The organism is Bradyrhizobium sp. (assembly GCF_030654605.1).
Lineage (GTDB): Bacteria > Pseudomonadota > Alphaproteobacteria > Rhizobiales > Xanthobacteraceae > Bradyrhizobium.
In genome coordinates this window covers 57563-81999 of the sequence record NZ_JAURXB010000023.1, presented here as the reverse complement: position 1 = coordinate 81999, position 24437 = coordinate 57563, and the positions used below count along the sequence as shown (strand labels likewise).

The 24437-nt window shown below is 63.4% G+C and carries 29 protein-coding genes; 18 read left to right on the top strand and 11 right to left on the bottom strand.

Annotated elements, in window-relative coordinates; translation table 11 throughout:
* Positions 1-31: 31 nt before the first annotated feature.
* A complete protein-coding gene (locus tag Q7U29_RS02225; RefSeq protein ID WP_304737860.1) occupies positions 32-1645 on the top strand; it encodes a GMC family oxidoreductase in 1614 nt (537 codons plus the stop codon).
* A gap of 306 nt (positions 1646-1951) precedes the next feature.
* On the opposite strand, the gene Q7U29_RS02220 is transcribed toward Q7U29_RS02225, so the two are convergent.
* Positions 1952-3328, bottom strand: a complete 1377-nt coding sequence (locus Q7U29_RS02220) for an FAD-binding oxidoreductase (protein WP_304737858.1) — start codon at positions 3326-3328, stop codon at positions 1952-1954.
* 11 nt (positions 3329-3339) lie between these two features.
* The gene (locus Q7U29_RS02215; RefSeq protein WP_370691679.1) at positions 3340-4884 is read right to left on the bottom strand and encodes an acetolactate synthase large subunit; all 1545 of its coding nucleotides are present in this window, start codon (positions 4882-4884) and stop codon (positions 3340-3342) included.
* 175 nt (positions 4885-5059) lie between these two features.
* Here Q7U29_RS02215 and Q7U29_RS02210 point away from each other — a divergent pair, with 175 nt between their 5' ends.
* Entirely contained in the window at positions 5060-5281 is a 222-nt protein-coding gene (locus tag Q7U29_RS02210) for a hypothetical protein (protein ID WP_304737855.1), read from the top strand.
* Between the two features lie 273 nt (positions 5282-5554).
* Complete coding sequence (locus Q7U29_RS02205; RefSeq protein ID WP_304737853.1) at positions 5555-5815, top strand: hypothetical protein; 261 nt, start codon at positions 5555-5557, stop codon at positions 5813-5815.
* A gap of 81 nt (positions 5816-5896) precedes the next feature.
* On the opposite strand, the gene Q7U29_RS02200 is transcribed toward Q7U29_RS02205, so the two are convergent.
* Both Q7U29_RS02200 and Q7U29_RS02195 read right to left on the bottom strand, forming a co-directional pair.
* Complete coding sequence (locus tag Q7U29_RS02200) at positions 5897-6112, bottom strand: SlyX family protein (protein WP_304737851.1); 216 nt, start codon at positions 6110-6112, stop codon at positions 5897-5899.
* Positions 6105-6857 carry a rhodanese-related sulfurtransferase gene (locus Q7U29_RS02195; RefSeq protein ID WP_304737850.1) on the bottom strand — a complete coding sequence of 251 codons (753 nt, stop codon included), beginning with the start codon at positions 6855-6857 and terminating at the stop codon, positions 6105-6107. Before Q7U29_RS02195 ends, Q7U29_RS02200 begins: the two co-directional genes overlap by 8 nt.
* Before the next feature lie 274 nt (positions 6858-7131).
* Between Q7U29_RS02195 and ggt the strand changes: the two genes are divergently transcribed.
* The 7 genes from ggt (at position 7132) to Q7U29_RS02160 (ending at position 12676) form a co-directional block, all read left to right on the top strand.
* A complete protein-coding gene (ggt, locus tag Q7U29_RS02190; RefSeq protein ID WP_304737848.1) occupies positions 7132-8718 on the top strand; it encodes a gamma-glutamyltransferase in 1587 nt (528 codons plus the stop codon).
* 114 nt (positions 8719-8832) lie between these two features.
* Positions 8833-9030 carry a hypothetical protein gene (locus Q7U29_RS02185; RefSeq protein WP_304737846.1) on the top strand — a complete coding sequence of 66 codons (198 nt, stop codon included), beginning with the start codon at positions 8833-8835 and terminating at the stop codon, positions 9028-9030.
* 403 nt (positions 9031-9433) lie between these two features.
* The gene (locus Q7U29_RS02180) at positions 9434-9943 is read left to right on the top strand and encodes a ferritin-like domain-containing protein (protein WP_304737845.1); all 510 of its coding nucleotides are present in this window, start codon (positions 9434-9436) and stop codon (positions 9941-9943) included.
* Between the two features lie 84 nt (positions 9944-10027).
* Entirely contained in the window at positions 10028-10522 is a 495-nt protein-coding gene (locus Q7U29_RS02175) for a low affinity iron permease family protein (RefSeq protein ID WP_304737900.1), read from the top strand.
* Between the two features lie 236 nt (positions 10523-10758).
* Positions 10759-11604 (top strand): hypothetical protein, encoded by an 846-nt coding sequence (locus Q7U29_RS02170; RefSeq protein WP_304737843.1) that lies wholly within the window; start codon positions 10759-10761, stop codon positions 11602-11604.
* A gap of 103 nt (positions 11605-11707) precedes the next feature.
* Positions 11708-12040, top strand: coding sequence for a low affinity iron permease family protein (locus Q7U29_RS02165; RefSeq protein WP_304737842.1), 333 nt, complete (start codon positions 11708-11710; stop codon positions 12038-12040).
* A gap of 180 nt (positions 12041-12220) precedes the next feature.
* Positions 12221-12676, top strand: a complete 456-nt coding sequence (locus Q7U29_RS02160) for an FKBP-type peptidyl-prolyl cis-trans isomerase (protein WP_304737840.1) — start codon at positions 12221-12223, stop codon at positions 12674-12676.
* A 318-nt stretch (positions 12677-12994) separates the two neighbouring features.
* On the opposite strand, the gene Q7U29_RS02155 is transcribed toward Q7U29_RS02160, so the two are convergent.
* Entirely contained in the window at positions 12995-13210 is a 216-nt protein-coding gene (locus Q7U29_RS02155) for a CsbD family protein (protein ID WP_304737838.1), read from the bottom strand.
* 128 nt (positions 13211-13338) lie between these two features.
* Here Q7U29_RS02155 and Q7U29_RS02150 point away from each other — a divergent pair, with 128 nt between their 5' ends.
* From Q7U29_RS02150 to Q7U29_RS02140, 3 genes are all read left to right on the top strand, one after another.
* Positions 13339-13860 carry a cupin domain-containing protein gene (locus Q7U29_RS02150; protein WP_304737836.1) on the top strand — a complete coding sequence of 174 codons (522 nt, stop codon included), beginning with the start codon at positions 13339-13341 and terminating at the stop codon, positions 13858-13860.
* Positions 13861-13953: 93 nt separating this feature from the next.
* Positions 13954-14259, top strand: coding sequence for a DUF1488 family protein (locus Q7U29_RS02145; RefSeq protein WP_304737835.1), 306 nt, complete (start codon positions 13954-13956; stop codon positions 14257-14259).
* 199 nt (positions 14260-14458) lie between these two features.
* Positions 14459-14947 carry a VOC family protein gene (locus tag Q7U29_RS02140; RefSeq protein ID WP_304737833.1) on the top strand — a complete coding sequence of 163 codons (489 nt, stop codon included), beginning with the start codon at positions 14459-14461 and terminating at the stop codon, positions 14945-14947.
* Positions 14948-14980: 33 nt separating this feature from the next.
* Here Q7U29_RS02140 and Q7U29_RS02135 read toward each other — a convergent pair whose 3' ends face one another.
* Together Q7U29_RS02135 and Q7U29_RS02130 are read right to left on the bottom strand one after the other, a co-directional pair.
* On the bottom strand, positions 14981-16168 hold the full coding sequence (locus tag Q7U29_RS02135; protein ID WP_370691678.1) for a hypothetical protein: 1188 nt from the start codon (positions 16166-16168) through the stop codon (positions 14981-14983).
* Positions 16156-16875, bottom strand: a complete 720-nt coding sequence (locus tag Q7U29_RS02130; protein ID WP_370691681.1) for a FecR domain-containing protein — start codon at positions 16873-16875, stop codon at positions 16156-16158. Before Q7U29_RS02130 ends, Q7U29_RS02135 begins: the two co-directional genes overlap by 13 nt.
* 193 nt (positions 16876-17068) lie before the next feature.
* On the opposite strand from Q7U29_RS02130, the gene Q7U29_RS02125 reads away from it, so the two are divergent.
* Positions 17069-18364 (top strand): phospholipid carrier-dependent glycosyltransferase, encoded by a 1296-nt coding sequence (locus tag Q7U29_RS02125; protein ID WP_370691677.1) that lies wholly within the window; start codon positions 17069-17071, stop codon positions 18362-18364.
* 66 nt (positions 18365-18430) lie between these two features.
* On the opposite strand, the gene Q7U29_RS02120 is transcribed toward Q7U29_RS02125, so the two are convergent.
* The gene (locus tag Q7U29_RS02120) at positions 18431-19072 is read right to left on the bottom strand and encodes an OmpA family protein (RefSeq protein WP_304737827.1); all 642 of its coding nucleotides are present in this window, start codon (positions 19070-19072) and stop codon (positions 18431-18433) included.
* Positions 19073-19332: 260 nt separating this feature from the next.
* Here Q7U29_RS02120 and Q7U29_RS02115 point away from each other — a divergent pair, with 260 nt between their 5' ends.
* The 4 genes from Q7U29_RS02115 to Q7U29_RS02100 all read left to right on the top strand — a co-directional run bounded on the left by Q7U29_RS02115 (position 19333) and on the right by Q7U29_RS02100 (position 21684).
* On the top strand, positions 19333-19563 hold the full coding sequence (locus tag Q7U29_RS02115) for a hypothetical protein (RefSeq protein WP_304737825.1): 231 nt from the start codon (positions 19333-19335) through the stop codon (positions 19561-19563).
* Positions 19560-19952: a type II toxin-antitoxin system VapC family toxin gene (locus Q7U29_RS02110; RefSeq protein WP_304737823.1), complete on the top strand. Its 393-nt coding sequence runs from the start codon at positions 19560-19562 to the stop codon at positions 19950-19952. The genes Q7U29_RS02115 and Q7U29_RS02110 overlap by 4 nt, the downstream gene beginning before the upstream one ends.
* 258 nt (positions 19953-20210) lie before the next feature.
* Positions 20211-20441, top strand: a complete 231-nt coding sequence (locus tag Q7U29_RS02105; RefSeq protein WP_304737821.1) for a hypothetical protein — start codon at positions 20211-20213, stop codon at positions 20439-20441.
* A gap of 73 nt (positions 20442-20514) precedes the next feature.
* Positions 20515-21684, top strand: coding sequence for a winged helix-turn-helix domain-containing protein (locus tag Q7U29_RS02100; protein ID WP_304737819.1), 1170 nt, complete (start codon positions 20515-20517; stop codon positions 21682-21684).
* Here Q7U29_RS02100 and Q7U29_RS02095 read toward each other — a convergent pair.
* From Q7U29_RS02095 to Q7U29_RS02085, 3 genes are read right to left on the bottom strand one after another with little or no spacing between them, the layout of a single operon-like run.
* A complete protein-coding gene (locus tag Q7U29_RS02095; RefSeq protein WP_304737817.1) occupies positions 21669-22130 on the bottom strand; it encodes a DUF2809 domain-containing protein in 462 nt (153 codons plus the stop codon). The two genes, Q7U29_RS02100 and Q7U29_RS02095, sit on opposite strands and share 16 nt — an antisense overlap.
* A complete protein-coding gene (locus Q7U29_RS02090; RefSeq protein ID WP_304737815.1) occupies positions 22130-23737 on the bottom strand; it encodes a HAMP domain-containing sensor histidine kinase in 1608 nt (535 codons plus the stop codon). Before Q7U29_RS02090 ends, Q7U29_RS02095 begins: the two co-directional genes overlap by 1 nt.
* On the bottom strand, positions 23734-24432 hold the full coding sequence (locus Q7U29_RS02085) for a response regulator transcription factor (RefSeq protein ID WP_304737814.1): 699 nt from the start codon (positions 24430-24432) through the stop codon (positions 23734-23736). Before Q7U29_RS02085 ends, Q7U29_RS02090 begins: the two co-directional genes overlap by 4 nt.
* Positions 24433-24437 lie beyond the last annotated feature (5 nt).

Here is a 24437-nt window from a genome sequence, read left to right as displayed (position 1 = left end):
GCGCGGACCAGACCGGGGGCTAACGCACACCATGACGACTGAAAAATCTCCTTCCGAATTCGACTACGTCATCGTCGGCGCCGGCTCCGCCGGTTGCGTGCTCGCCAATCGGCTCAGCGCCGACGGCAAGCATTCGGTGCTGCTGCTCGAAGCAGGACCGAAGGACAGCAATCTCTGGATCCACGTGCCGCTCGGCTATGGAATGCTGTTCAAGGAGAAGACCGTCAACTGGATGTACCAGACCGAGCCCGAGCCGGGATTGAACGGACGCCAGGTGTTTCAGCCGCGCGGAAAAGTGCTGGGCGGGTCGAGCTCGATCAACGGCCTGCTCTACGTTCGCGGCCAGCACGAGGACTACGATCGCTGGCGCCAGCACGGCAACACTGGCTGGGGTTTCGACGACGTGCTGCCCTATTTCAAGAAGGCCGAAGACCAGGAGCGCGGCGCCGATGATTATCACGGCGCCGGCGGTCCGCTGCCGGTGTCCAATATGCTGCATGCCGACCCGCTGTCGGGCGCCTTCATCAAGGCGGCGGTCGAATCCGGTATTCCTGACAATCCCGACTTCAACGGCGCGACGCAGGAAGGCGCAGGCTGGTTTCAGACCACAACGCGCAACGGCCGGCGGGCGAGCACGGCGAGGTCGTATCTGAAGCCGGCCAAGGGACGTCGCAACCTGCATATCGAAACCGCGGCGCTGGCGCAGCGTATCCTGTTCGAGGGCCGGCGCGCCGCCGGCGTCGAATACCGCCAGAACGGGGCGTTGCGCACGGTGCGGGCGCGCAAGGAAATCCTGATCTCGAGCGGTGCCTATAATTCGCCGCAACTGCTGCAGCTTTCCGGTGTCGGACCGGCGGAACTGTTGAAGAGCCACGGCATCGACGTCGTGCTCGACGCTCCCGGCGTTGGCAACGACTTGCAGGATCACATGCAGGTCCGCATCGTCATGCGTTGCTCGCAGCCGATCACGCTCAACGACATCGTCAATCATCCGGGCCGCCGCATCATGGCCGGCGCGCGCTATGCCGCGTTCCGCACGGGGCCGCTTACCATCGCCGCTGGCACCTCGGGCGCGTTCTTCAAGACCGATCCGCGGCTGGCGTCACCCGACGTCCAGATCCACTTTCTGCCGTTCTCGACCGACAAGATGGGCGAGAAGCTGCATCCCTATTCGGCGTTCAGCGCATCGGTCTGCCAGGTGCGGCCGGAGAGCCGCGGCACGCTGCGGATCAAGAGCGCCGACCCGATGGCGGCGCCGGAGATCCGCATCAACTATCTCGCGACTGAAACCGATCGAAACGTCAATGTCGAGGGCCTCAAGATCCTGCGCAAAATTCTGGCCGCGCCGGCGCTGAAACCTTTCGTGGTCGAGGAGGCCGACCCCGGCGCGAAGGTCGTAAGCGACGAGGATCTGCTGGCGTTTTGCCGAAAGCGCGGCAGCACGGTCTATCATCCGACCTCGACCTGCCGGATGGGCAACGACTCGCTTGCGGTGGTGGATCAGCGGCTTCGCCTTCGCGGGATCGAAGGCCTGCGTGTCGTCGATGCCTCCGTCATGCCGGATCTGGTATCGGGCAATACCAACGCCCCTGTCATTATGATCGCCGAGAAGGCGTCGGACATGATCCTGCAGGATGCTCGCTAGCACGGAGGCACCGTGACGACCACGGCGATGTCGTTACTGTTTCAAACAGTGAGACCTTGTCCGCACAGTCCTCCAGCCTGGCGATAAGGTCGAGCGGTAGCTCAAAAAACGGAAATTCCAAACGGGCTGGGGTCGGAATTTCTGTTTCAAGCACCGGCTCATTCACATCATTGATGAGGGTGCAATCTCATCGCGAATAATCGACCCCAACTGGAGCGCACCTGTCTGTACAATATTGATCAGATGGCGGCAAAATCCCCAGCTTTATCTGCCCGATAGCGGGCATTTGGCGCGCCGGAAATACCGTCAGAAGATCTTGCCGGGATTGAGAATGCCGGCCGGATCGAGCGCCGTCTTTAGTCGCCGCATCACCGCCATTTCGGTGTCGCTTCTGCACACCGATAGATAGGGCTTCTTCTCCAGTCCAATACCATGCTCGGCCGAGATGGAGCCGCCGAGCTTGCCGAGCGGACCGTAGACCACGGCTTCGATCTTCGGGCGTAACGCCAGGTAGTCCTTGAGCTGCACCTGCACGATGACGTGCAGGTTACCGTCGCCGAGATGACCGAAGATCCAGAGTCTGTGCTCGCCGATGGTCGACTGCAGGTCCTGGCTCAAGGTGGCGACATATTGCTCCATCGCGTTGATCGGCAAGGAAATGTCGAACACCACGGGCATGCCGCCGACCACGACTTGGGCGACGTCGTCGCGTAGCGCCCAGAACGCGCGCCGGTCATTTTCGGATTTCGCTACGGCGGCATCTGAAATCAGGTTGGCTTCCAGCGCCGATCCCAGCGCGGCGACGAAGCGTTCGGAGTCGGGCCCGGCGTTGGCCCCGAGGCTTTCGACCAGGACATAATAGGGATGGTCCTGGCTGACCGGCGGCTTGCCCTTGGCGGGCGCCGACGTCACCAGCCGATAGAACGATTGCCACATCACTTCGAAGGCCGACAGCGATCCGCTGAGGCTCTGATCCATGTGCTTCAACAGCTTGGGCAGGCAATCGAAGTCCGGTACTGCGACGATCGCGACGTCCTGCGCGGCCGGCTTTTCCCGCAGCCGCAGCACCAATCGTGTGATCACCCCGAGCGTGCCCTCGGAGCCGATGAAGACCTGTTTGAGGTCGTAACCGGCATTGTTCTTGATCAGGTGATTCATCGAGGAGACGACGGTACCATCCGCCAGCACTACTTCGAGGCCGAGGATCATGTCGCGGGTCATGCCGTAGCGGATCACCCGATTGCCGCCGGCATTGGTTGCGGCGTTGCCGCCGATGGTCGCGCTGCCGCGGGCGCCGAGGTCGAGCGGAAAACTCAGATCTTGCGCCTCGACCGCTTCCTGCAGCGTCTGCAGCACCACGCCAGCCTGAACCACGGCGGTGCGCTGCACCGGATCGATCTCCTCGATTTCGCGCATCCGCTCCATCGACAGGATCACTTCAGTAGGCGCGGCATCGGCACCGTGAACGAGGCCGGTTAGGCCGCCCTGGGTTACCACCGCGACACCATGGTCGTGGCACCAGCGCAGTACGCGCGCGACCTCGCCGGTGGTTTTCGGGCGAACCAGTGCCTGCGCCTGCAGCGTGTCCCAGCGCAGTGCGCCTGCGGATCGCCTGGCGACCTCGGCGGCGTCCAGCACGCCCCCTTCTCCGACGATTTCCGTAAGGGCATCGATCACAGCCATGGCCGGCTCCTTCAGATCATCGCCTCGATCAAGCGCGGTCCCCTGTGCTTCATCGCCGACTCGTATTGCGCGGCGAACTCCTCCGCCGTGGTGGCGCGGCTGGCCTCGACGCCGAGACCATCGGCGATCCTGGTCCAGTTCATTTCCGGATTGTGCAGGTCCATCATCGACAGCGCATTGACGCCGGGCGTCCCGGCGCCGACGCGCTGCAGTTCGTAATTGAGGATCGCATAGGACCGGTTGGCGTAGATCACGACGGTGATGTCGAGGTTTTCGCGCGCCATCGTCCATAGGGCCTGCATGGTATAGGCGGCGCCGCCATCGCCGTGCGGGCAGACCACCTTGCGGTCGGGTGCGGCCAGCGCCGCCCCCACCGCGAGCGGCAGGCCGAGACCGATCGAACCGCCGGTGAGCGGCAAATGCGTGTGCGGGCGAGCCTGCGACAGCGTCATCAATAGCGGCAGGCTCGCGGTGTTGGACTCGTCGGCGTAAATCGCATGGTCCGGCGTCAAGCGGGCGATGACCTGCGCCGCGCTGTAGGAATTGAGCCGTCCCTTCGGCAGATCGGGCAGTTTCAGTTCGGTGTAGAGCGCTGGTTTGCCCGGCGCGCCGAGCGCGTCGGCTAGATTTTGCAGAGCGGTGGCGCCGTCCTCATGCGGGTGCGCCAGATGAATTAGCTCGCAAGCCTCGGGCACGCACCAACTCGGCTTGCCGGGATAGGCAAAGAACGACACCGGCGGCTTGCTGCCGACCAGGATGATTTGCTCGGTGCCGGCGAGAAACGCCGTGATCTGCTCGCCGAAATACGGAATCCGCTCGACCGGCACCCGCCCGGCGCCCGGTTCGGAATGCGGCGCGAAATTGTCGCAGATCAGCCGCACGCCGGTTTTGGCGTGAATCCGCCCGGCGGCCGCGAGTCCGATGTCGATCAGGCCGTTGCCCCGCAAAAGCATCGCGGTCTTCTTGCCGTTCGACAGCAGCTTGGCGACCGCCCCGATGGTATCGGCGCCGACCCGGGCTGGCCCGATATCCGGCAAGGGCGGTGCGGCGCGGTCGGCCGGATTCCAGGCGGTGTCGGCGGGTAGGATCAGTGTGGCGACGCCGCCCGGTGCCGCGCGCGCGGCCTGCACCGCCCGCGCCGTATCGCTGGCCACGGTTTTGGCGCTCCTGGACTCGTGGATCCAACTCGAGACCGGGCGGGCAAAGCCCACAATGTCGGAAGTCAGCGGCGCATCGTATTGCAGGTGGTAGGTCGCGTGATCGCCGACGATATTGACGACCGGCGTCGCGGCACGACGGGCATTATGCAGGTTGGCAAGGCCATTGGCCAATCCAGGCCCGAGATGCATCAGCGTGGCCGCGGGTTTGCCGGCAATACGACCATAGCCGTCGGCGGCCCCGGTGGCGACGCCCTCGAACAGACACAGTACCGGGCGCAGTCCCTTGACGAAATCGAGCGCGGCCACGAAGTGCATTTCCGACGTGCCGGGGTTGGCGAAACAGACTTCGACACCGCAACCGACCAAGGTTTGCACCAGCGATTGTGCGCCGTTCATTTGCCCATTCATGCCCATCCCCAATTCCACCGGTCTGGGAAAACTACTGCACGGGCAACAAGCTGCCATTGATATTTATCAAGCGGGTTCTTCGTTCCGACGCCCGCCATTGGTTCCGCCGCTGCCGATGGAACCTGGAGATCGCCGGCGCGTTATACTTTCATGGAGACGCAAAATGGCTGAGAAATTCAATCCCGCCCCGCATGACAAGCATGCGGACGATCCCCGCGAAGCCGCGCTAGCCGACCGGGAAATGCATACCAAACTCGAGGCCGGGCTGGTGGACAGCTTTCCGGCGTCGGATCCCGTCAGTGCGGTGCAGCCGGCGCCGTCGAAGCCCGATGGCGATCGAGAAAATGAATCGCTTTGGGACAAGGTGAAATCGGCGTTCCGCTGAGTTTGCGCGGCGCAATCCGCCGCAATGCGCCGATCGGCCGCTGATATGCAAACGAAGTTCAATCACGCCGCCAACGATTCCCCGCGAAGCGGAAGTTCGAAGCAGGTCACGCACATTGGGTGGTTCTTCGTCATCGTGCTCACCGTCGCTGTCGTGATCTGGTTTGTCGTCAGGTCGTAACGGCTGATCGCGCAGTCAGTCGTCGATCGGCTGCGGAACAATAGCCGTCGGCGTGAATTGCCCCCCGATAATTCACACATTGAGGAGCATGCAATGATCAAGCGTTTTGCAATCGTAAGCCTCGCCGTGGCCGGAATCTGTCTTGCCGTGCCCGCCACTGCGCAGGTTGGCGTTGGCGTCGGCCCGAACGGCGTCGGCGTGACAGTCGGATCCAGTCCTGACCGCGTCCGCGAGCGAGAGGTGATCCGAGAGCGCCATTATCGTGATCGTGACGAGACCGTGGTGATCAAGAAGAATCGCGGCGATCGCGATTACGACCGGGATCGCAAGACCGTCATCATCGAGCGCGATTGATCGCATCGGTTGAGATTGAGTCGAACGGCCTCCTTGCGGAGGCCGTTCTCTTTGTGGCTTTCGGGGTGCGTTAGCCGCGCTCTAGTAATGCGGCGGCGGCTCGTCGGTCGCGCCCGGCGCGCTAGCTTCCGCCTCCTGCAGCCGTTCGCTCAGGCCCGCGACCTGCCGCGTCAAGGCGTCGATCTGCTGCCATTGCGCTGTTATGGTCTTGTTCAGCGTGTCGATGGTTTCGTCCTGGAACGAGAGCCGGATTTCGAGTGCGTCGATGCGGTCGCTGAGCGTCTTCGTGTCAGTCATCTGAATCATGCTCCGTTCGGCGTTCACGCAGGCCGTGGCCGAGCGCGACGCGGTCATCGAAGACGAAACATTCGCCGCGCCAGCGGCTCTCCGCCTCCGGCACGCCTTCGAGGTATTTGAGGATGCCGCCCTTGAGATGATAGACCTCGGCAAAACCACGCCCGAGCAGCCAGGCGCTGGCCTTTTCGCAGCGGATGCCACCGGTGCAGAACATTGCGATCTTCTGATGCTTCGCCGGGTCGAGCCGCTGGGTGGCGAAATCCTTGAACTGCCCAAAATTCCTGATGCCGGGATCGACCGCGCCGGGGAAGGTGCCCATCGCCACCTCGAATTCATTGCGGGTGTCGATCACGAGCGTGTCGGGGGCGGCGATCAGCGCGTTCCAGTCGGCGGGGTCGACATAGATCCCGACCTGCCGGGTCGGATCAACCGTGGGATCGCCGAGGGTGACGATTTCCTTTTTCAGACGGACCTTGAGGCGCCGGAACGGCATTTCCTCGGCGCCCGAGAATTTTAGTTCGAGATGGTCGAGCCGGCCGCCGAACAGTGCACCATCGCGCAATTCCGCGATCAGGCCGCCGATATCGCCTTCGCTTCCCGCGATCGTGCCGTTGATGCCCTCATGCGCCAGCAGCACGCTGCCTTTCAGTTCCAGACCGGCGCAGATCGCCCGCAGCGGCTCCCGGAGTTCGCGGAAGTCCGGCAAGGCGGCAAACTGGTAGAAAGCGGCGACGGTGAAGGGCATGGCGGAGGCTTATCAGGCGGGTGGGGCAGGGGAAAGACCGCAAACCGTCGCCCTGCGAACGAACGCAGGGGCCTATAATCCCGGGCGCTCATCGTGAACCAAGGTCTCCGGCTCCGTCTTCCTATCGATGGGCCGCGGTGGATGGGTCCCTGCGTTCGCAGGGACGACCAAGAGAGGGCCCCATGCATCCCTGAGCATTCCCATCGGTTCCCAAATATGCCAAGTAAACCCGCGCCCGAAACCACGACAAAATCGCAAAAGTGAGCAATTTGGCATGAGGAATTTCCATCTCGCCGGCCGGTCCACGGTCCACGCCCAGAACGGAATGGTGGCGACGTCGCATCCGCTGGCAGCCCTTGCGGCGATCGAGGTGCTGAAAGCCGGCGGCACCGCCGCCGACGCCGCGGTGGCGGCCTGCGCGCTGCTGGGCGTGATCGAGCCGCAATCCACCGGGATTGGCGGCGACTGCTTCGCGCTGCTGCAGCCCAAGGGCGAGGGCAAGATCGTGGCCTATAACGGCTCGGGCCGCGCGCCGCAGGCGGCGACGCCGGAATGGTATCTCGAGCGCAAGATCAAATCGATCCCGCTGACCTCGGCACACGCGGTCTCCATCCCGGGCTCGGTCGATGCCTGGGCCACCATCCTGCGCGATCACGGCAAGCTCGGGTTCGATACCCTGCTGCAGCCCGCGATCAAGGCTGCCGAAGATGGCTATGTCGTCTCGCCGCGCATCGCCTTTGACTGGAACAACCAGTTCGACAAGCTGAAGAAGGGCACCAACACCGAGCGCTATCTGCTGCCCAACGGCAAGCCGGCGATGGCCGGCGACGTGATCCATCAGCCCGAACTCGGCAAGACGCTGCGCGCGATCGCCAAGGACGGCCGCGACGCGTTCTACAAGGGCGACATCGCCGAGGACATGGTCGAGACCCTGCGCGGCATCGGCGGGCTGCACACGCTGGACGATTTTGAGGCGCACACCACCGAGACCACCTCGCCGATCGGCACTTTGTACAAGGGCCACGACGTCTGGCAATGCCCGCCGAACGGTCCGGGGATCACCATGCTGGTGATGCTGAATATCCTGTCGCGCTTCGATTTGACGAAATTCAAACCCATGAGCGTCGAGCGCTTTCATCTCGAAGCCGAGGCCGCGCGGGTCGCGTATTTGATGCGCGAGCAGTACGTCGGCGATCCCGCTCAGGTCAACGTCGATGTGACGCGTATCCTGACCCCGGAATTCGTCGATGAATACGTTGGCAAGATCCGGATGGACGGCATGCTCGATCTGCCGGTGGTGACGCCGCCGATCAATCCCTCGACGGTCTACATCACCGTGGTGGACAGGGATCGCAACGCCTGTTCGTTCATCAACTCGGTCGCGCATTCCTTCGGTGCGGCCATCGTGTCCAATAAGACCGGCGTTCTCCTGCAGAACCGCGCCGGCGGTTTCCGCATCGAGCCCGGCCATCCCAACTGCATCGCGCCCCGCAAGCGGCCGCTGCACACCATCATTCCGAGCCTTGTGACCAAAAATGGCCGCGCCGTGATGCCGTTCGGCGTGATGGGCGGGCAGTACCAGCCGGTCGGGCAGAGCCATGTGTTGACCAACATGCTCGACTACGGCTGCGACGTGCAGGAAGCCATCGATATGCCGCGCGGCCTGCATTACGAGGGCGTCTACCAGCTCGAGGACGGCATCCCCGCTGACATCGTCGAGGGCCTGAAGAAGATCGGGCACAAGACCACCAGCGTGGTTGGGCCGCTCGGCGGCGGTCAGGCGATCTGGATCGACTGGGACAAGGGCACGCTGACCGGCGGTTCCGACCCGCGCAAGGACGGCTGCGCACTCGGCTATTGAGTGATTCGGTTCCCGGTGGCGAAACCGCTCGCCGCCGGGAGCCTGTGCGTTCCCAAGACAGATTGCGGAACGGGCTTCGTTTCCGGGCATTGACCTCCCACGGGAGACAAACCAATGCCCGTTTTTCATTTCGATATTGTCGACGGCGCGCGGTTCGGGGATCCGGTCGTGCTCGATTGCGCCAATGAAAGCGATGCCCGGAAAGCCGCCGATCTGATCGCCCGTCAAATCGCCATCGATCTGGATGCGGCGACCTCGACCGGTCCGCTACACGACGCCGGTCAAGAGCTGCGGTTGCCGCGTCCGTCGTAGCAGCATGACCAGCTCAGTGCCGGAACCGGAGTTTGCGCAAGGACCGGGACGACGCATATGGCAGCGTCTGGAACCCTCGGAATTCTTGCGAGTTATCCATGCAGTCCAAACACAAGGAGGCTGACATGGGTTTCGGTAAAGGTGCGCTGCTCTGGCTGATCGGAATTCCGCTTCCGATCATCCTGCTTCTCGCGTTGTTCATGAATCGCTAGCGTCTGATATCGGAGTTCGGCTGCGGCCCCAGGGCCGCGACCGAGCTGCGAGACGCTGGCTGACAATGTCGGGTCGATGACGAAGAAGAATTTCCGCTATGTTGAAATCTCAACGCGGGAACCCCTCCAAGTCGTAAATGTTGGAATGGCGCAACCCGTTTTCGGGTTCCAACCTTTCAATGGAGGATGACGTGGGTTTCTTTTCCAAAGACATCAAGACGATGGACGACCTGCTGCTGCATGGCTTGCAGGATATCTACTATGCCGAACAGCAGATTACCAAGGCGCTGCCGAAGCTGATCGATCAGGCGACCAATCGTGATCTGGCGCAGGGTCTGAAACTGCATCTCGAAGAGACCAACAAGCAGATCGACCGGCTGAACCAGGTGTTCAAGAAGCTCGGCAAGGAGCCGTCCGGCACCGATTGCCCGGCGATCGATGGCCTGATCAAGGAAGCCGACCAGACCGCCGGCGAGGTCGAGGACAAGTCGGTGCTCGATGCCGCGATCGTGGCGAATGCGCAGGCCGTCGAGCATTACGAGATCGCCCGCTACGGCACGTTGATCGCATGGGCGGAAGAACTCGGCCATGACGACATCGTCCGGTTCCTGACCACCAACCTCAACGAGGAAAAGGCAGCGAACACCAAGCTCAACACCGTTGCGCTGCGCAAGGGTGTCAACCGCAAAGCGGCCAGCTGAGGACCGCACTTGGGGAGCAGCAACGAACAGGCCCGCCGCCTCGCAGCGTCGGGCCTCAATTCCATTGCGGGAGCAGGCATCGAGATGGGCACCAAAGCGGGCAAGCCACCGCAGGGCAAGCGCAAGGGGGCCGATCGTTTCAGCCGGTTGTTCGGCGACATCGCCAACGGGACCTCGCTGGCGGCAGGCCGCGCGTCGACCTTCATGCTGGCTGCTGGCGTGGTGCTGGTATGGGCGATCACCGGGCCGCTGTTTCAGTTCTCGGACACCTGGCAGCTCATTATCAAAACCGGCACGACCATCGTCACGTTCCTGATGGTGTTTCTGATCCAGAATTCGCAGAACCGCGACAGCGCCGCCATCCAGGTCAAGCTGGACGAGCTCATTCGGGTCAGCGCCGCGCAAAATTCGCTTGTCGGCATCGAACATCTGACCGACGAGGAGCTGGAAGAAATCCGCAGCAAATGCGAGCGCCGGGCCGAGGTCGATAACAACGACGATCAGGACGGCAAGGATTCTGTGAGGCGGACCGGCGACAAGGCCACGAAGGCCGCAGAGCGCGCCGTGGCTGCCGAATGAGCAGCCGGTGCGTTGCGATCAGCGTTGCTGCCGTCGCGTGCGCGCGGGCAGTATTGGACGCGATGGAGCAATCGACTTCGCGATCGCACGATGTCGCAAGCGCACGCTGTGGATTGCGCTGAAACGATGTGTGCGGCGCCGGACAGTGCGAAATTGCAAATGCGATCCCGGAACAAACGTTCCCGCTGCACATTGTTGCGGCACTCGTAACATGTTTGGCCAGCTGGGAGCGCGCGATGATCGATACTGTAATTGTCCAACCGGGGACCGAGACCGGTGAACCCTCCATCGCCGGTGTGTCATGGCCCGCGGTCGCCGCCGGCGCGGTGGTGAGTTGCGCGCTTACGCTCGTCCTGCTTGCCTTCGGCACCGGACTCGGTTTGTCGGTGGTATCGCCATGGGCCGGCTCGGGAGTATCGACCACCACGTTCAAGATCGGCACCGGCCTCTATCTTCTCGTCATCGCCATGATCGCGCCTTCGCTCGGCGGCTACATCGCCGGCCGGCTGCGAACGCGATGGGTTGGCGTTCACAGCGACGAGGTGTACTTCCGCGACACCGCGCACGGCTTCATCGCGTGGGCGTTCGCTTCCGTGCTGGGCGCTGTGCTGCTCGCCACGCCAGCGACCAGCCTGCTCGGCAGCGCCGTAACGGGCGCCTCGCAGGGTGCGGCGACCGCCGCGAGCCAGTCGGGTCCGATGGACGGCTATGTCGATACGCTGTTCCGTTCCGACCCTTCCTTCGCGCCGAACGCTGGCAACGGGCAGGAATCGCGCGGCGAAATGGTGCGGCTGTTTACCAGCAGCTTCCGCAACGGCAGCGATCTGAAGCCGGCCGATCGGCAGTATGTCGCCAGGGTGGTGGCTGCGCGCACCGGACTCAGCCAGGCCGATGCCGAGAAGCGCGTCGATGAAGTCGTGACCGAGGCCAAGACCGAACTCGATGCCGCCCGCAAGGCCGCCATGCAGCTCGCATTCTGGCTGACGGCCTCGCTGTTGCTCGGTGCCTTCTGCGCCAGCCTCGCTGCCACCGAAGGCGGCGGACTGCGCGACGGTACCTGGGGCCGCAAGGTCCGCAACTGATTTCAACCAGGAAAGGAAAACTCCATGCCGATTCTTCTTTGGCTGCTCGGAATCCCGATTCCGGTGATCATCCTGATCCTGCTGCTTCGATAAATCGAGCGTCGTGGCAGATCTGCCCAGGCACTGGACCACCCATGTCGGGCAGGCGGCGGGACATCCCGCCGCCTTCCTTGGTGTTGTCGCCTACGGCGCATTGTGGCTGGCCTTCAGCCGGGAGAGTTTTGGCTGGGAGGCCATTGGAACGCTGGCGATTTTCATGATGACGCTGTTCATCCAGCGCGCCAACCGCCGAGACAAGCTGGCGTTGCATGCCAAGCTCGATGAACTCCTGCGCGTCGATCACGCCGCGCGGTCGGAGTTGACGCATCTTGACGAGCAGGAGCCTGAAGACATCGAGCAGCATCGTGACGAAGAGGTGCGCAAGTCCGATGCCTGACCGGATCGCATGCACGGCAGTGACGCCACCGGATCAGGTGTCGCGAGCGGCTTGATTTTCTCGATCGTCCATCCCATTGGGAGACGCCGGGCCCGGCGTTTTTGCGCCTTGCATGGGCTGGATACGGCAGGGGCGTTGCGCTAGACACAGTTCGATTTGCACGGGAAGGATATCATGGGAATGCGACGTCTTACGCGCGCGACACTATTGACCTTATCGGCGATTGCCCTGGCAACCGCCGGAGCGGCCTGTCCAACCATAGCAGCGGCCCAGACCGCAGGGAAAACCATGACCACAGCATCAGGATTGCAGATATCGGACAGCACCGTCGGCACTGGCGCTTCGCCGAAGCCCGGCCAGATCTGCGTCATGCACTACACCGGCTGGCTCTACGAGAATGGCCAGAAAGGCAAGAAGTTCGACAGTTCGGTCGACCGCAACGAGCCGTTCGAATTCACGATCGGGCAGCGCCAGGTGATCGGCGGCTGGGATGAAGGCGTCGCCACCATGAAGGTCGGCGGCAAGCGCACTCTGATCATTCCGCCCGCGCTGGGCTACGGCGCCCGCGGCGCCGGCGGCCTGATTCCGCCGAATGCGACGTTGATGTTTGACGTTGAATTGCTGGCTGTGAAGTAATCGCTCGGGCGCCATCGCTTGCTGCTGCCCCCACCCCAACCCTCCCCCGCAAGCGGGAGAGGGGGCTCACTGCGAACGCTGACAGAGCGAGGATAATTTCTCTCACGCTATTGTTTGGCACCAGGCTCTCCAGGAATCCTGTGCGACTCCCTCTCCCGCTTGCGGGGGAGGGCATAGGCGGCCAATGGCCGCCGTTCCTGATACAAGAACGCCGATGCGAAGCATCGGCTAGGGTGGGGGCGCTTCGCCGGGCGATATCGTTTAGGCAAAAAGAGAACCGGCCCACCGGGCCGGCCCTTCAATTCGATATTCAGTTGATCAGAGGTTCCTGTTGGCCGCGGCGGCCGCCTTGTTGACGGCGTCCTTGGTGGCTTCCTTGGCGTCGCCGAGAGCCTGCTGGCCCTTGCCTTTGACTTCCTGGATCACACCTTCGCCCTGCAGCCTGTCGGAGCCGACGGCTTCGCCGATGCCCTGCTTGGCCTTGCCGATGGCTTCGTTGGCGGTACCTTTGACCTTGTCGGTGGTCGCACCCATGGTAACTCTCCTTTGATTTGGCGTCACCGAAACAACCGCGAAGCTTACGGAAAGTTCCTGACCGCGGCTGGTTTGCGATCACGGTTTTATGTAGGGTTCGCCCATTGAAGTTGAACGGAAGCAGCGCGATGACTGGCCACCACGACCATCTCCATTCGGATCATTCGCACGATCACGGCGATGCCGAGCGCTGGAAGCACGACGGCGTTCGCGTCATTCCCGGCGATCAGCTCGATCCCAACGTGCCCTCGACCGCGGGGATGGATCGCAAGGCGGCGATCAACTTCGCGCGTGTCGGCGCGCAGAAATTGTGGGCGGGCACCGTGACCATCAGGCCGGACGCCAAGACCGGCGCGCATCATCACGGCCATCTCGAGAGCATCATCTTTGTCGTCAAGGGCAAGGCACGGATGCGCTGGGGCGAGAAGCTTCAGTTCACTGCGGAAGCGGGGCCGGGCGATTTCATCTTCATCCCGCCTTACGTTCCGCATCAGGAGATCAACGCCAGCCCGGACGAGGTGCTGGAATGCGTGCTGGTGCGCAGCGACGGCCAGGCGGTCGCGATCAATCTCGACATCGAGCCGGTGGAAAAGCCGGAGACGGTGCTGTGGATCGATCCGGTACACCGGGATCCCGCCGAGGCGAAGTGACGAAGGCATTCCCGGCGCAAGCGCCTCGCGCTTGTCGCTCGGGTTCGCGTTTTCGCGCCCTGGAATGACCAGGGGGCGACAGGGAAACTTTCGATGCCGCTGACGCGTGGTCGCATTGTAGGGTATGACGACGAACGCTTGGCGTTCGGATTTACCATGCTGAACGACGGCGAGACCGTCGACTGCCAGATCAGCGACGCCGCGATGGACGAGCTCGCAGGCGTGCGGGGCTCGCCGAGCACGGCGCGGCAGGGGCAGTTTCTGCAATATCGCGACGCCATCGAGGCAATCGCTTCCCGGCTGTTCGACGATGTCAGGCCCGTGAAGGGCGCTGTAGTACGCATTTTCACCAAGCATATTCCGGCCAGACGGAGCGCGGGTACCGGTTCGCGGCCGTAACTCCGTCGCTGCGCCCCTCGCAATGACGGGGACGGTCGATCCGCCCTCGAAAAAAAATCCGAGACCCGTGTCGGGACGGTCACCGGCCGCTCGTCCTTTGGCCGAGCCGCGTGATGGATGTCGCCGCAGCAACGGCTGCACAGTCCGCGATGGCCGGCGCCTGATAATTTGAGTCACATCATCATCCGGGAGTTCAACGATGTCCAAGATTTCCCCCTGCCTGTGGTTCGACGGCGAGGCCGAGGAGGCCGCGAATTTCTACGTGTCGCTGCTGCCGGATTCCAGGATCGAGAAGGTGCAGAAGAACCTCGTCGACGGCCCCGCCGGCAAGGCCGGGACAGTGCTGGTGGTGGACTTCATGCTGGCCGGCCAGCGCTTCATGGCGTTGAACGGCGGCACGCGGTTCGAATACACCCATGCCATCTCGTTCTTTATCGATTGCGCCGACCAGGCCGAGGTCGATCGTCTCTGGGATGTGCTGTCGGCCAATGGCGGGTCGGTCGAGCAATGCGGCTGGCTGAAAGACCGTTATGGGGTGTCGTGGCAGATCGTGCCGGCCGCGCTGATGAAATATATCGGCGGCCCCGATGCCGCCGGCGCCCAGCGGGCGATGCAAGCGATGCTGGGGATGGTCAAGCTCGATATCGAGGGCTTGCGCAGGGCTTATGAGGGCAAGGCGGTGGCGTGATCCGACGCGCCAGCGCAGGCATTTGGTCACGCGTCAGTACGTAATCCGCAGCCCGACGCCGCCGTGCAGGGTGTTGCCGACCGGCTGCGGGCCGGCGGTGCCGTTGAGGAAGAGGTCGGCAATCCAGCCCTTGGTGATGCGGTAGCCGACCCGTCCGCCATATTCGAACCAGCTCTGGTTGCCGATCGTCGGCACCACGGTGCCTTCACCGGTGACGGTGGCGACGATGCCGGAGCGGGTTGCAAAGGATTGCACGAAGCCGCCGTTGATATTGGTCTCGATGCTGTTGCCCCACAGATGCGTCCACTGCGCGCCGATCTTGACGAGATTGGTCTTGTCGGTGCCGGTGGCGATGTTCGCGTCGAACGGATTGAATGCCACGGCGGCTGGATCGCTGTAGCCCTTGACCCGCTGCCACATCTGCCAGACCTCGACCGAGGCGGCGACCTCGTCGCGCGGTGATATGCGGCTGATCCAGCCCGCGCGGCCATAGACGCCGTAGTTCTCGCTGGTGGTTTCGCTGTCGAGCGACACCGGGCCGAGGCTGGTCTGGTAGCTGCGGCGGTAGCGCACCTTCTGGAACGGCGACAAGATGGCGCCGATGTCGAAGAACGGCCGCGATGAACCCCAGTCGGTGAAATCGTAGCGCAGCGCGAAGGCGCCGATCGGGGCGCTGGTGACGCTGTAGCCGCCTTCGCTGTACTGGGCGTAGGCGATGCCCGCCAGCAGCGCCAGGTTGGACGTCAGGTTCTTGCGGCCGTGAATGCCGGCCGAGAATGAGCCCGCGGAGCCGAACGCGCTGACGCAATCGCCGCAGTTGACCTGTTCGTTGACGCCGAGCAGTACCGTGCCGAGCACCCGGTTGGTGATCATCTGGTTGAAGCGTTGCTTGGCCAGGTCCTTGACCGATCCAGCGCTGGAATCCGAACCGGTTGGGGTCGGAGTGGGCGTTGGGCTCGGGCTTGGTGATGCGCTTGGCGTCGGGGTCGGTGATGGAGAAGGGCTGGGCGAAGCTGACGGCGTTGGGCTCGGCGACGGACTCGATGAATATGTAGGATTTGGCGTAGGCGGGTATTCTGAATTCACCACCGTCACCGTTTCCGCGGTCAGTGCCAATGCGGGTAATGGCTGCGCCGGTATCAGCAGCAGCGAAATCGCCGCCGTGAGCGCAGTCGATACGACAAAACTGCGGGTGAATTTTGTCATCGTCAGCGCCCGCACAGCATGCCGGTGGGATCGCTGCCGTCATCGACAGGCGGCGTAATGGTAGGCGTCGCATCGGCATATTGCGTGGTGCTGCAGAGGCCCGCGGCGGCGCCACAGGCGAAGGTCCAGGGCGGCGTGCTGGATTTTTGGATGGTGTATTTGCCGCCGGCGAAGGTGATAACAGCGGTGTCGCCGGGCTTGGTCAGCTCGATGCATTGGAAGGTGAGGGTGCAGACCCGCGAAGCGCCATTGTCCCGCAGCACCACGGTGGTCTTGCCGCGCTGCGACAGGATATCGAGGATGGTGCCGCGCACGCCGATGGTCGCGACCTGGGTCTGGATCTTGTAGGCGCCCTTGTCCGAATTGCCGGTGACGAAGCGAAACGCGCCTGTGGTCAGCTTGATCGAGATGTCGCGATAGCTGTGCGCGTCGTCGAATACGGTGCGGTCGAGCTTGAGCGTGGAATTGGGGCCGAGCGACAGATTGGTGCTGTCGGCCATCACCAGCCGGGTCGCGCTGTCGGTGCCGGTGCGCACGGTTTCGTCGCGCACCACGCTATCGCCGACATTGATCGGAGTGGTCCCCGACGCCATGACGCGGACGACTTCGTTCTTGACGACGGCGGCTTCGCCGACGCGCGTTTGCGCGCGAGCAGGCCCAGCCGCCAGCGCGGCTGACAGACAAAACGCGCAAACAAGGAAAACGCAGTGACGCCAATTCATTTCATGACCGATCGATTTGTCCCGCATCGTACCGGATCGCGCGCCCATGCGATGTTGTAAAAATATCACAAGCGGCGGCATATGACCCCGATGGTTAGTGACGGCGAAAACGAATTGCGTTCAATGCGGTGGACTTAAAAATGCGGCCCGCCCACACTCGACATTTCGATAAAGCCATGAATCCGTGAGTCCTGTGCGCGAATCATCTTCTGTTCCGGAAAAATCGGCGGCACGGAGCGCGGTGATTGCCGCGGTCATTTTCATTATCGCCCATCTCGCGCTGCTGGTTGGCATCACGACGCCGGAAAAATTCTACTTCGATGAAGTGCATTATGTGCCGGCAGCGCGGCAAATGCTCGAGCCGGTGATGCCGAGCCCGATGCTCAACCCGATGCATCCGCCGCTGGCCAAGCAGCTGATCGCGGTGTCGATCCGCGCTTTCGGAGATGTGCCGCTGGGCTGGCGCTACCCCGGCGTGCTGTTCGGGGCGCTTTCGATCGTCGCGATGTATCTTTGCGGCCTCGCGCTGTTCGCGGCGCAAGGCCCCGCGATTGCGACGGCTCTGCTCGCGTTCTTCAACCAGATGGTGTTCGTGCAGTCGCGGATCGCGATGCTGGATATATTTTCGCTTTCGTTCGGCCTGTTGGCGGTCGCGGCGTTCATGCACGGTTTTCGCCAGGCGCGGCCGCATCGCTGGTTCGCGCTCGCCGGCCTCGCCTTCGGTCTTTCGGCGGCCTGCAAATGGAGCGGGCTGTTTCCACTCGCCGTTTGCATCGTGATCGTCGCCGTGATCCGGCTGATGCAGAGCTGGCGCACGCAATTCGCCGATGGCAATGCCAGCGACTGGTACCGGCCGGGCCTGTGGCCCGATTTCAGATCCTATCATTTCGCCGCCTGCTTCGTGCTGGCCCCGGCGGTCGGCTATCTCGCGACCTTCGTGCCGCTTTACGGCCTGTCGCTTCCCGACCTGCTCGAAGCCCAGCGCAGGATTTTCAGCGACAACACCACGACAGCGATCGCGGGCCACACCTATATGAGTTCGTGGCCGTCCTGGCCGTTTCTGGTGCGGCCGGTCTGGTACCTGTTCGACAAGGTTGCGGATGACCGGATTGCGGCGGTGGTATTCCTCGGCAATCCCGTGGTGCTGTGGGCGGCGCTGCCGGCGTTAGCGGTCTGCCTGCGTGACTGGATCGTGACGCGCCGGGCCGACGCGTTCCTGATCCTGTCGTTCTATGCCGGACCCTATCTGGCCTGGGCGCTGCTGCCGCGGACGCTCGGCTTCCTGTATTACTATTTGCCGGCCGCTACCTTGGCCAGCCTTGCACTGGTCTACGTGCTGCGGCGGGGCAACAGCCCGCGCTGGCTGTTATGGGCCTTCGTCGCGACCGCAGGCGCGGGCTTCGCCGCGATGCTGCCGATCACGGTGGCGTTTGTCGGGACGTCGATGGAGACGTTTGTCCGGCTGATGCTGTTCCAGAGTTGGATATGAGGTCGCAGATACAATCAGCCCGCGCGAGACCGGCGCGGGCTGAAATGACTTGTCGCGGATCGAGCGTTACTTCGAAGCGGTCTTGGTTTCCATGTTGACGACCTGAACGCGACGGTTGGCCGGGTCGGTCGGCGTGCCGGTATCCTTCGGCTTGCTTTCGCCGTAGCCGACGGTGACGAGGTCGGCGCCGTTGATGCCGTATTGTTCGGTGAGGAAGCGCTTGATGGTGTCGGCGCGGCGCTCCGACAGTTCCTGATTGTAGGGCTCGCTGCCGACCGCATCGGTATGGCCGGCGACCACGAAGGTCGAGCCCTTCAGGGTCGAATTCGAGAGCGCCTTGCCGAGTTCCTGCGCCGCCGGCATCGAGCTCTTGCTGATATCGGCGGAATTGTAGTCGAACTGGATCTCGAGATCGATCTTCGGCTTGGTCGCCGCGATCTCGGCGATTTCCTCGCGCTCGCCGAGCGAGAGCGAGCGGGTCTTGCGGTTGCGCAGGGTATCGACGAAACGGATCTGCTTGGCTTCGACGGCCGGATCGGCCTGCGGTCCCGCCGACAGTCCGCGGGTCAGCGGCTTCTTCGGCTGCAGCGCATTCAGGATCTGGTCGGCGGAAACCTTCTCGCCGGCAATGGCCAGGCCTGCCGTCATCGACAGCGCGGCACTGAGCGTGATCGCCGAGAGGGCGGAAAGTCTGTAGAAGCTGGTCATTGTCGTGGTCCTCACTGTGACGCCTGATGGCGCTTTGATGGTTGAACGATAAACCGGGCGACAGGCCGTGGATGTGACTTGGCTCACATTGGTAAACGGACCATACGCCCGGGCTCCTCCGTCCGTCGCGGCGTCCGGCGCCCCCGTTCGATCGGCCTTCTGCCAGCGTGATATGGATTACACAGTTCGTGCGGATGCACCGAGATCAACACTGCCGTATCCTAATTGACATGTGGAGCACATGTGAATAGGTTTTGCGCATGACAGCGATGATTCAAATTCGCAACGTGCCCGATGCGCTGCATCGCCGGCTTAAGTCGCGCGCGGCGCTGGCGGGCATGTCGCTCTCCGACTATTTGCTTAGCGAGATCCGTCAGGTAGCTGAACGCCCCACGATAGATGAGCTACGTGCTCGCCTCGATCGGCGTTCTACGGTGACCCTATCTATAGAGCCGGCCGAGGCGGTCCGCGCCGAACGCGATCGTTCATGATTGTCGTCGATGCTTCCGCGATGCTCGAAACGCTGCTTCGTAGGCCAGCCGCAGCGGCGGTGGAAAAGCTTCTCTTCGAACCCTTCCAGATATTGCACGCGCCTCATTTGCTCGACGTCGAAGTGGCGCAGGTGGTGCGCCGGTTTGCAGCGAACGGAGAGATTGATGCCGAGCGAGGCCGCGCGGCACTCGCCGACCTCGCTGACTTCCCGTTGCGTCGGTATCCGCACGATCTCCTCTTGCCGCGCGTCTGGGATTTGCGGAACAATCTCACGGCCTATGACGCCATGTACGTCGCCTTGGCGGAAGCGCTCGATGCTCCGCTGTTGACCCGTGACAAACGCCTTGCCACCGCCCCGGGACATCACGCGCGCATTGAGTTGGTGTGACGTCTTCAGTTCGCGGCTGCCGTGCTCATGTCGAAGGAGCTGCCGGCGGGCTGATCGCCTCGATCCCTGTCGCAATGCCGTCGCCGCGGTGCCGAGCTGCGAACAACAAATCGGCCAGATAGGCCGCCAGAAATATCGCCTACAGAGCAGACCGCAAACCAGCGACGCAGGATCCGTGTGTTTCCATCAGCCAAAAGGCAATATGACTATCAGGGGTACCGCGCCGGCCGACCGGATCAGGCGGGTTCCACTGGTTCGATGCCGGTCCTGATCGGCGCGGCCATGATCGCGGCGGCGATCCTGCTGTCGACGCTGATCACGGCGCTCGGCTCCCGCTATGTCGGCATGGAGAGCCCGACCGAGGAAAGCGCCTGGCTGATCGACCGTCTCACCGGCCATGTCTATCGCTGCCAGGCCCCGGTACGCGGCAGGGCGTCGTGCGACGCCGAGATCGCGACGGGCTCGATTGGCGCCCCGCCGAAGCGGTGACCGGGCTGAGCCTGGCAAGCACGCCTCGCCCTCGAATATCGCGCGCCCGCGAATCCGGCTACATTCCCGCGCGATGCCCCGTACTGCAAGCCCCTCCCAGCCCCTGAGCACGACCGAGGCCCGCCGGATTTGGCTGCGCGCCCAGCGGCTCGACGTAGCCGCACCATTCGGCGAGGGGCCGCAGGCGACCGCCGCCGCTGTGGCGCATCTCGGCTATGTGCAGATCGACACCATCAACGTAATTGAGCGCTGTCACCATCATATTCTGTGGAACCGGATTCCCGAATACCGCCGCGCCGATCTGCGGCAGGCCCAGAGCGTCGACAAGAGCGTGTTCGAATACTGGACACACGCGCTGTCCTATGTGCCGTCGAAGGATCTGCGCTTCTTTCTCCCGGCGATGCGGCGCCACAAGCGCGAGGGCCACAAATGGCTGACCTCGGTCAAACCGGCGGATTTGCGCAAGGTGCTGCGGCTGATCCGGCGCGGCGGCGCGCTGACCATCCGTGACATCGACGACGACGTGCTGGTCGACAAGGAGCATCTGTGGGCCAGCCGCAAACCCTCGAAGCGGGCGCTGCAGCTGTTGTTCTACACCGGCATGCTGACGATCTCCGAACGCATCGGCATGCTGAAAACCTACGACCTGATGACGCGGCACTTCGGCTGGGACAAGCCGCCAAAGCCGGCCTCGGTGAGCGACACCACCGCCTATCTGCTCGACCGCGCCTTGCGCGTGCAGGGTATCGTGAGCGTGGATTCGATCTGCCATCTCGATGCCCCGAGCAAGCCGGCGATCCGGCGAATGATCCAGACGCGGGTCCGCCGCAACGAGCTGGTGCCGATCGCGCTTGAAGGCGCCGGCAAACAGGAGCATTGGGCGGAGCCCGCGACGCTGGAGAGCGGGAGGGGCAGCGCTTCCGATCAGGTCCACATCCTCTCCCCGTTCGATCCCCTGATCATCCAGCGCAAGCGCACCGAACTTTTCTTCGACTATGGCCACCGCTTCGAGGCCTATGTGCCGAAGGAGAAGCGGGTGTTCGGCTACTTCGCGCTGCCGGTGCTGGTCGGCGACAATATCGTCGCAGCCCTCGATCTGAAGACCGACCGCAAGAGCCGCAAACTGCTGGTGCAGAAATGGAGCTGGGTCGGCGCGGGAGCGGCCAGGGGCGCGCGCAAGGATCTGAAGACGCGCATCGAGCAGGAACTGCATCGCTTCGAGCGGTTTCAGCTGGCGGAGTGAGGGCTATCCGACGCTGGTCCTGGACGGGCGGACATGGCGAGATGATCGAACGACACTCCCAAAGCAATCCCGACGCCATACGCGACCATATTCCACATCGAAAAAATACGGCCGAGCAGCAGCGCGCCCGGCAGGGTCAGCCGAAACGCGTCGAGCCAGGGAAAATGCACCAGCCGGAACAGTTCGACGCCGATGGCGATCACGGCAGCGACCAGCGCGATGCGCGGCCGGGAAAGCGTTGAAGCCGCCATCGCCAGCAGAAAGAACACCATCGTTCCCCACAACACCGAGCCGCCATACTTGACGACGAAGGCGGGCAGGCCGAGGCCAAGTCCCCATCCGCGCAAGGCGAGGCCGCTGGCGATGATGGCAAGGCACAGGCCGGCGCGGGCGATGGTGAGGGATTTTCGCGTTTGTCTGTCGCAGTCGATCGAAACGCCGGGCATCAGGAGGCCGCGGCGTCGGTCAGGGGAAATGTCAGCTCGAAGGCGGTCCCGTGATCGGATTCGATCAGCCTGACCGCGCCGCCGTGGGCGTCGAGCATCGCGCGCACGATGGCCAGCCCCATCCCGGTGCCGCCGCTGTCGCGCCTGGTGGTGAAGAAGCTGTCGAAGATCCGGGCCCGGTTGTTGGGAGAGACGCCTTCGCCGTCATCGCTGACGGTGACTTTCAGCTGATCGCCCTGCCGCGTCGCCGATACATCGAGCGATGAACTGCCGTGATGCACGGCGTTGTCGGCCAGATTGGACAAAATGATCAGGACATTGTCCTCGGAGATCCGCATCGGCGTATCGAGGTCGCCGCTGGCGCGGACATCGAGCGCGGGAAAGGCCGAACGCAGGCCCGCGACCGCGACCGACAGGTTTGCCGCGCCGAGCGCGACGGGGTTTTCCGCTCGGGCGAAATCGCGCAAGCGGCCCGCGATCGTTCCCAGCCGGTCGGCGTCGGCAATGATGTTGTCGAGAAACTTGCGCCGGTCCGCATCGTCCATGTCGGGCGCATCGACGTCCTCGCGCAGCAGTTCAGCCGCGCCCTTGATCGAGGTGAGCGGCGATTTCAACTCGTGCGAGACATGGGTGGCGAAGGTCGAGATGAAGCTGGAGCGCGTGTTCAGCCGCCGCGCCATATCCAGAAAACTCTGCGACAACAGGGCGATCTCGCTAGTGCCGTGGCGCTTCAGCGGCCGCAGTGCGTCGCGATCGCCCTTGCCGACCAGATTGGTGCGCTCGACCAACTCGCGCATCGGCCCGGTGATGGTGCGGTGAAACAACACCCCGATCAGCAGCGTGGGCAGGATCATCGACAGGATAGCGAGAATGACCTTGGTGCGCTGTGCGTACAGGTCACGGAAGACGTTGCTCGGCGTACGCGATGCATAGACCACGCCGGCGACCTGGTCGCGCACCATTACCGGCATGGCGGTAAAGATGCGCATCCCGGTGCCGCGGCTCATCGAATAGAGCGAGGGCTGTTCGTTCTTGGAGATGCGCACCCGCAGCACGCCCTTGAAGCGGCCTTGCAGCGCCTCGCTCACTTCCTCCAGATGCGCCAGAGACAGCCCGACTTCCTCGCGGCCGGCGATCACGACGCCGTTGGGATCGAGCAGCCGGAAGCCGGCCAGCGTCACCTTCTGGGTGGCGACCAGATCCGGCGCCATGCGCGCGCCAAGCGCGGCGAAGGCGGGATCGGCCGGCGCCGTTGGCGGGCGCGCCGCGGGTCGCGGCGGCAGCACGCTGTCGCTGACCAGTTCGAGTTCGGGCCAGATCGGCTGATACGGCTCCTCGGATGGTTTTGGCGCGGCAGGCGGGACCCTGGCGCCGAGCGCAACACCTGGCGGAATTCCGGTCTCCACCTCGCGGCGGAAGGTGGCGGCGAGCGCGGCGCCTTGCGCAATCAGCTCGGCTTCGGCCTGCTGGATCAGCTGGTTCTGGTAGACTTTCAGGAAGTAGATGCTGAACAGCGGCAGCACGAGCACGCTGGTGAGAACGACGAAGACGACAAGACTGAGGCTTGGTCGCCATTTCCGGCTGGTGTTGGCCCCTTGCTCGCTCAACGCGCGGCCTCGCAGCGTCCCAGCTTGAAGCCGACGCCATGGACGGTCTCGATCGCGGACTCGCAGCCGGCGCCGGCAAATTTTGCGCGGATGTTCCTGACATGGCTGTCGATGGTGCGGTCCGCAACATGAATATTGCCGGCATAGGCGGCATCGAGGATCAACTCGCGCGTAAAGACAAAACCCGGCCGCGCCAGCATCGTGCGCAGGATGGAGAATTCCAGCGCCGTCAGCGCAATCGGTGTCTCCTTGAAGCTCGCGGTGCGTGCGTCCGGATCGAGCGTGAGCCCGCCATGGTTCATGGCCTTGCTTTCCACCGGCGCCGGGGTATTTCGCGTCCGCCGCAGGATAGCATTCACCCGCGCCACCAGTTCGCGCGGACTGAACGGCTTTGTCACATAGTCGTCGCCGCCGATTTCGAGGCCGAGGATGCGATCGATCTCCTCGTCGCGCGCCGACAGGAACAGGATCGGCGTATCCGAGGTCTTCCGGATCTGGCGGCAGACCTCCAGCCCGTCCATTTCAGGCATGCCGATGTCGAGCACGATGAGGTCGTGGACGTTGCGGTCGAACCGGGCCAGCGCCTCCTTGCCGTCTTGCGCAATGGAAATCGCCATGCCGGTCTTCTCGAATGCGAAGCGCACGACGTCGCGGATATGGGGGTCGTCGTCGACGACGAGAATGGAATGAGCCACGTTCG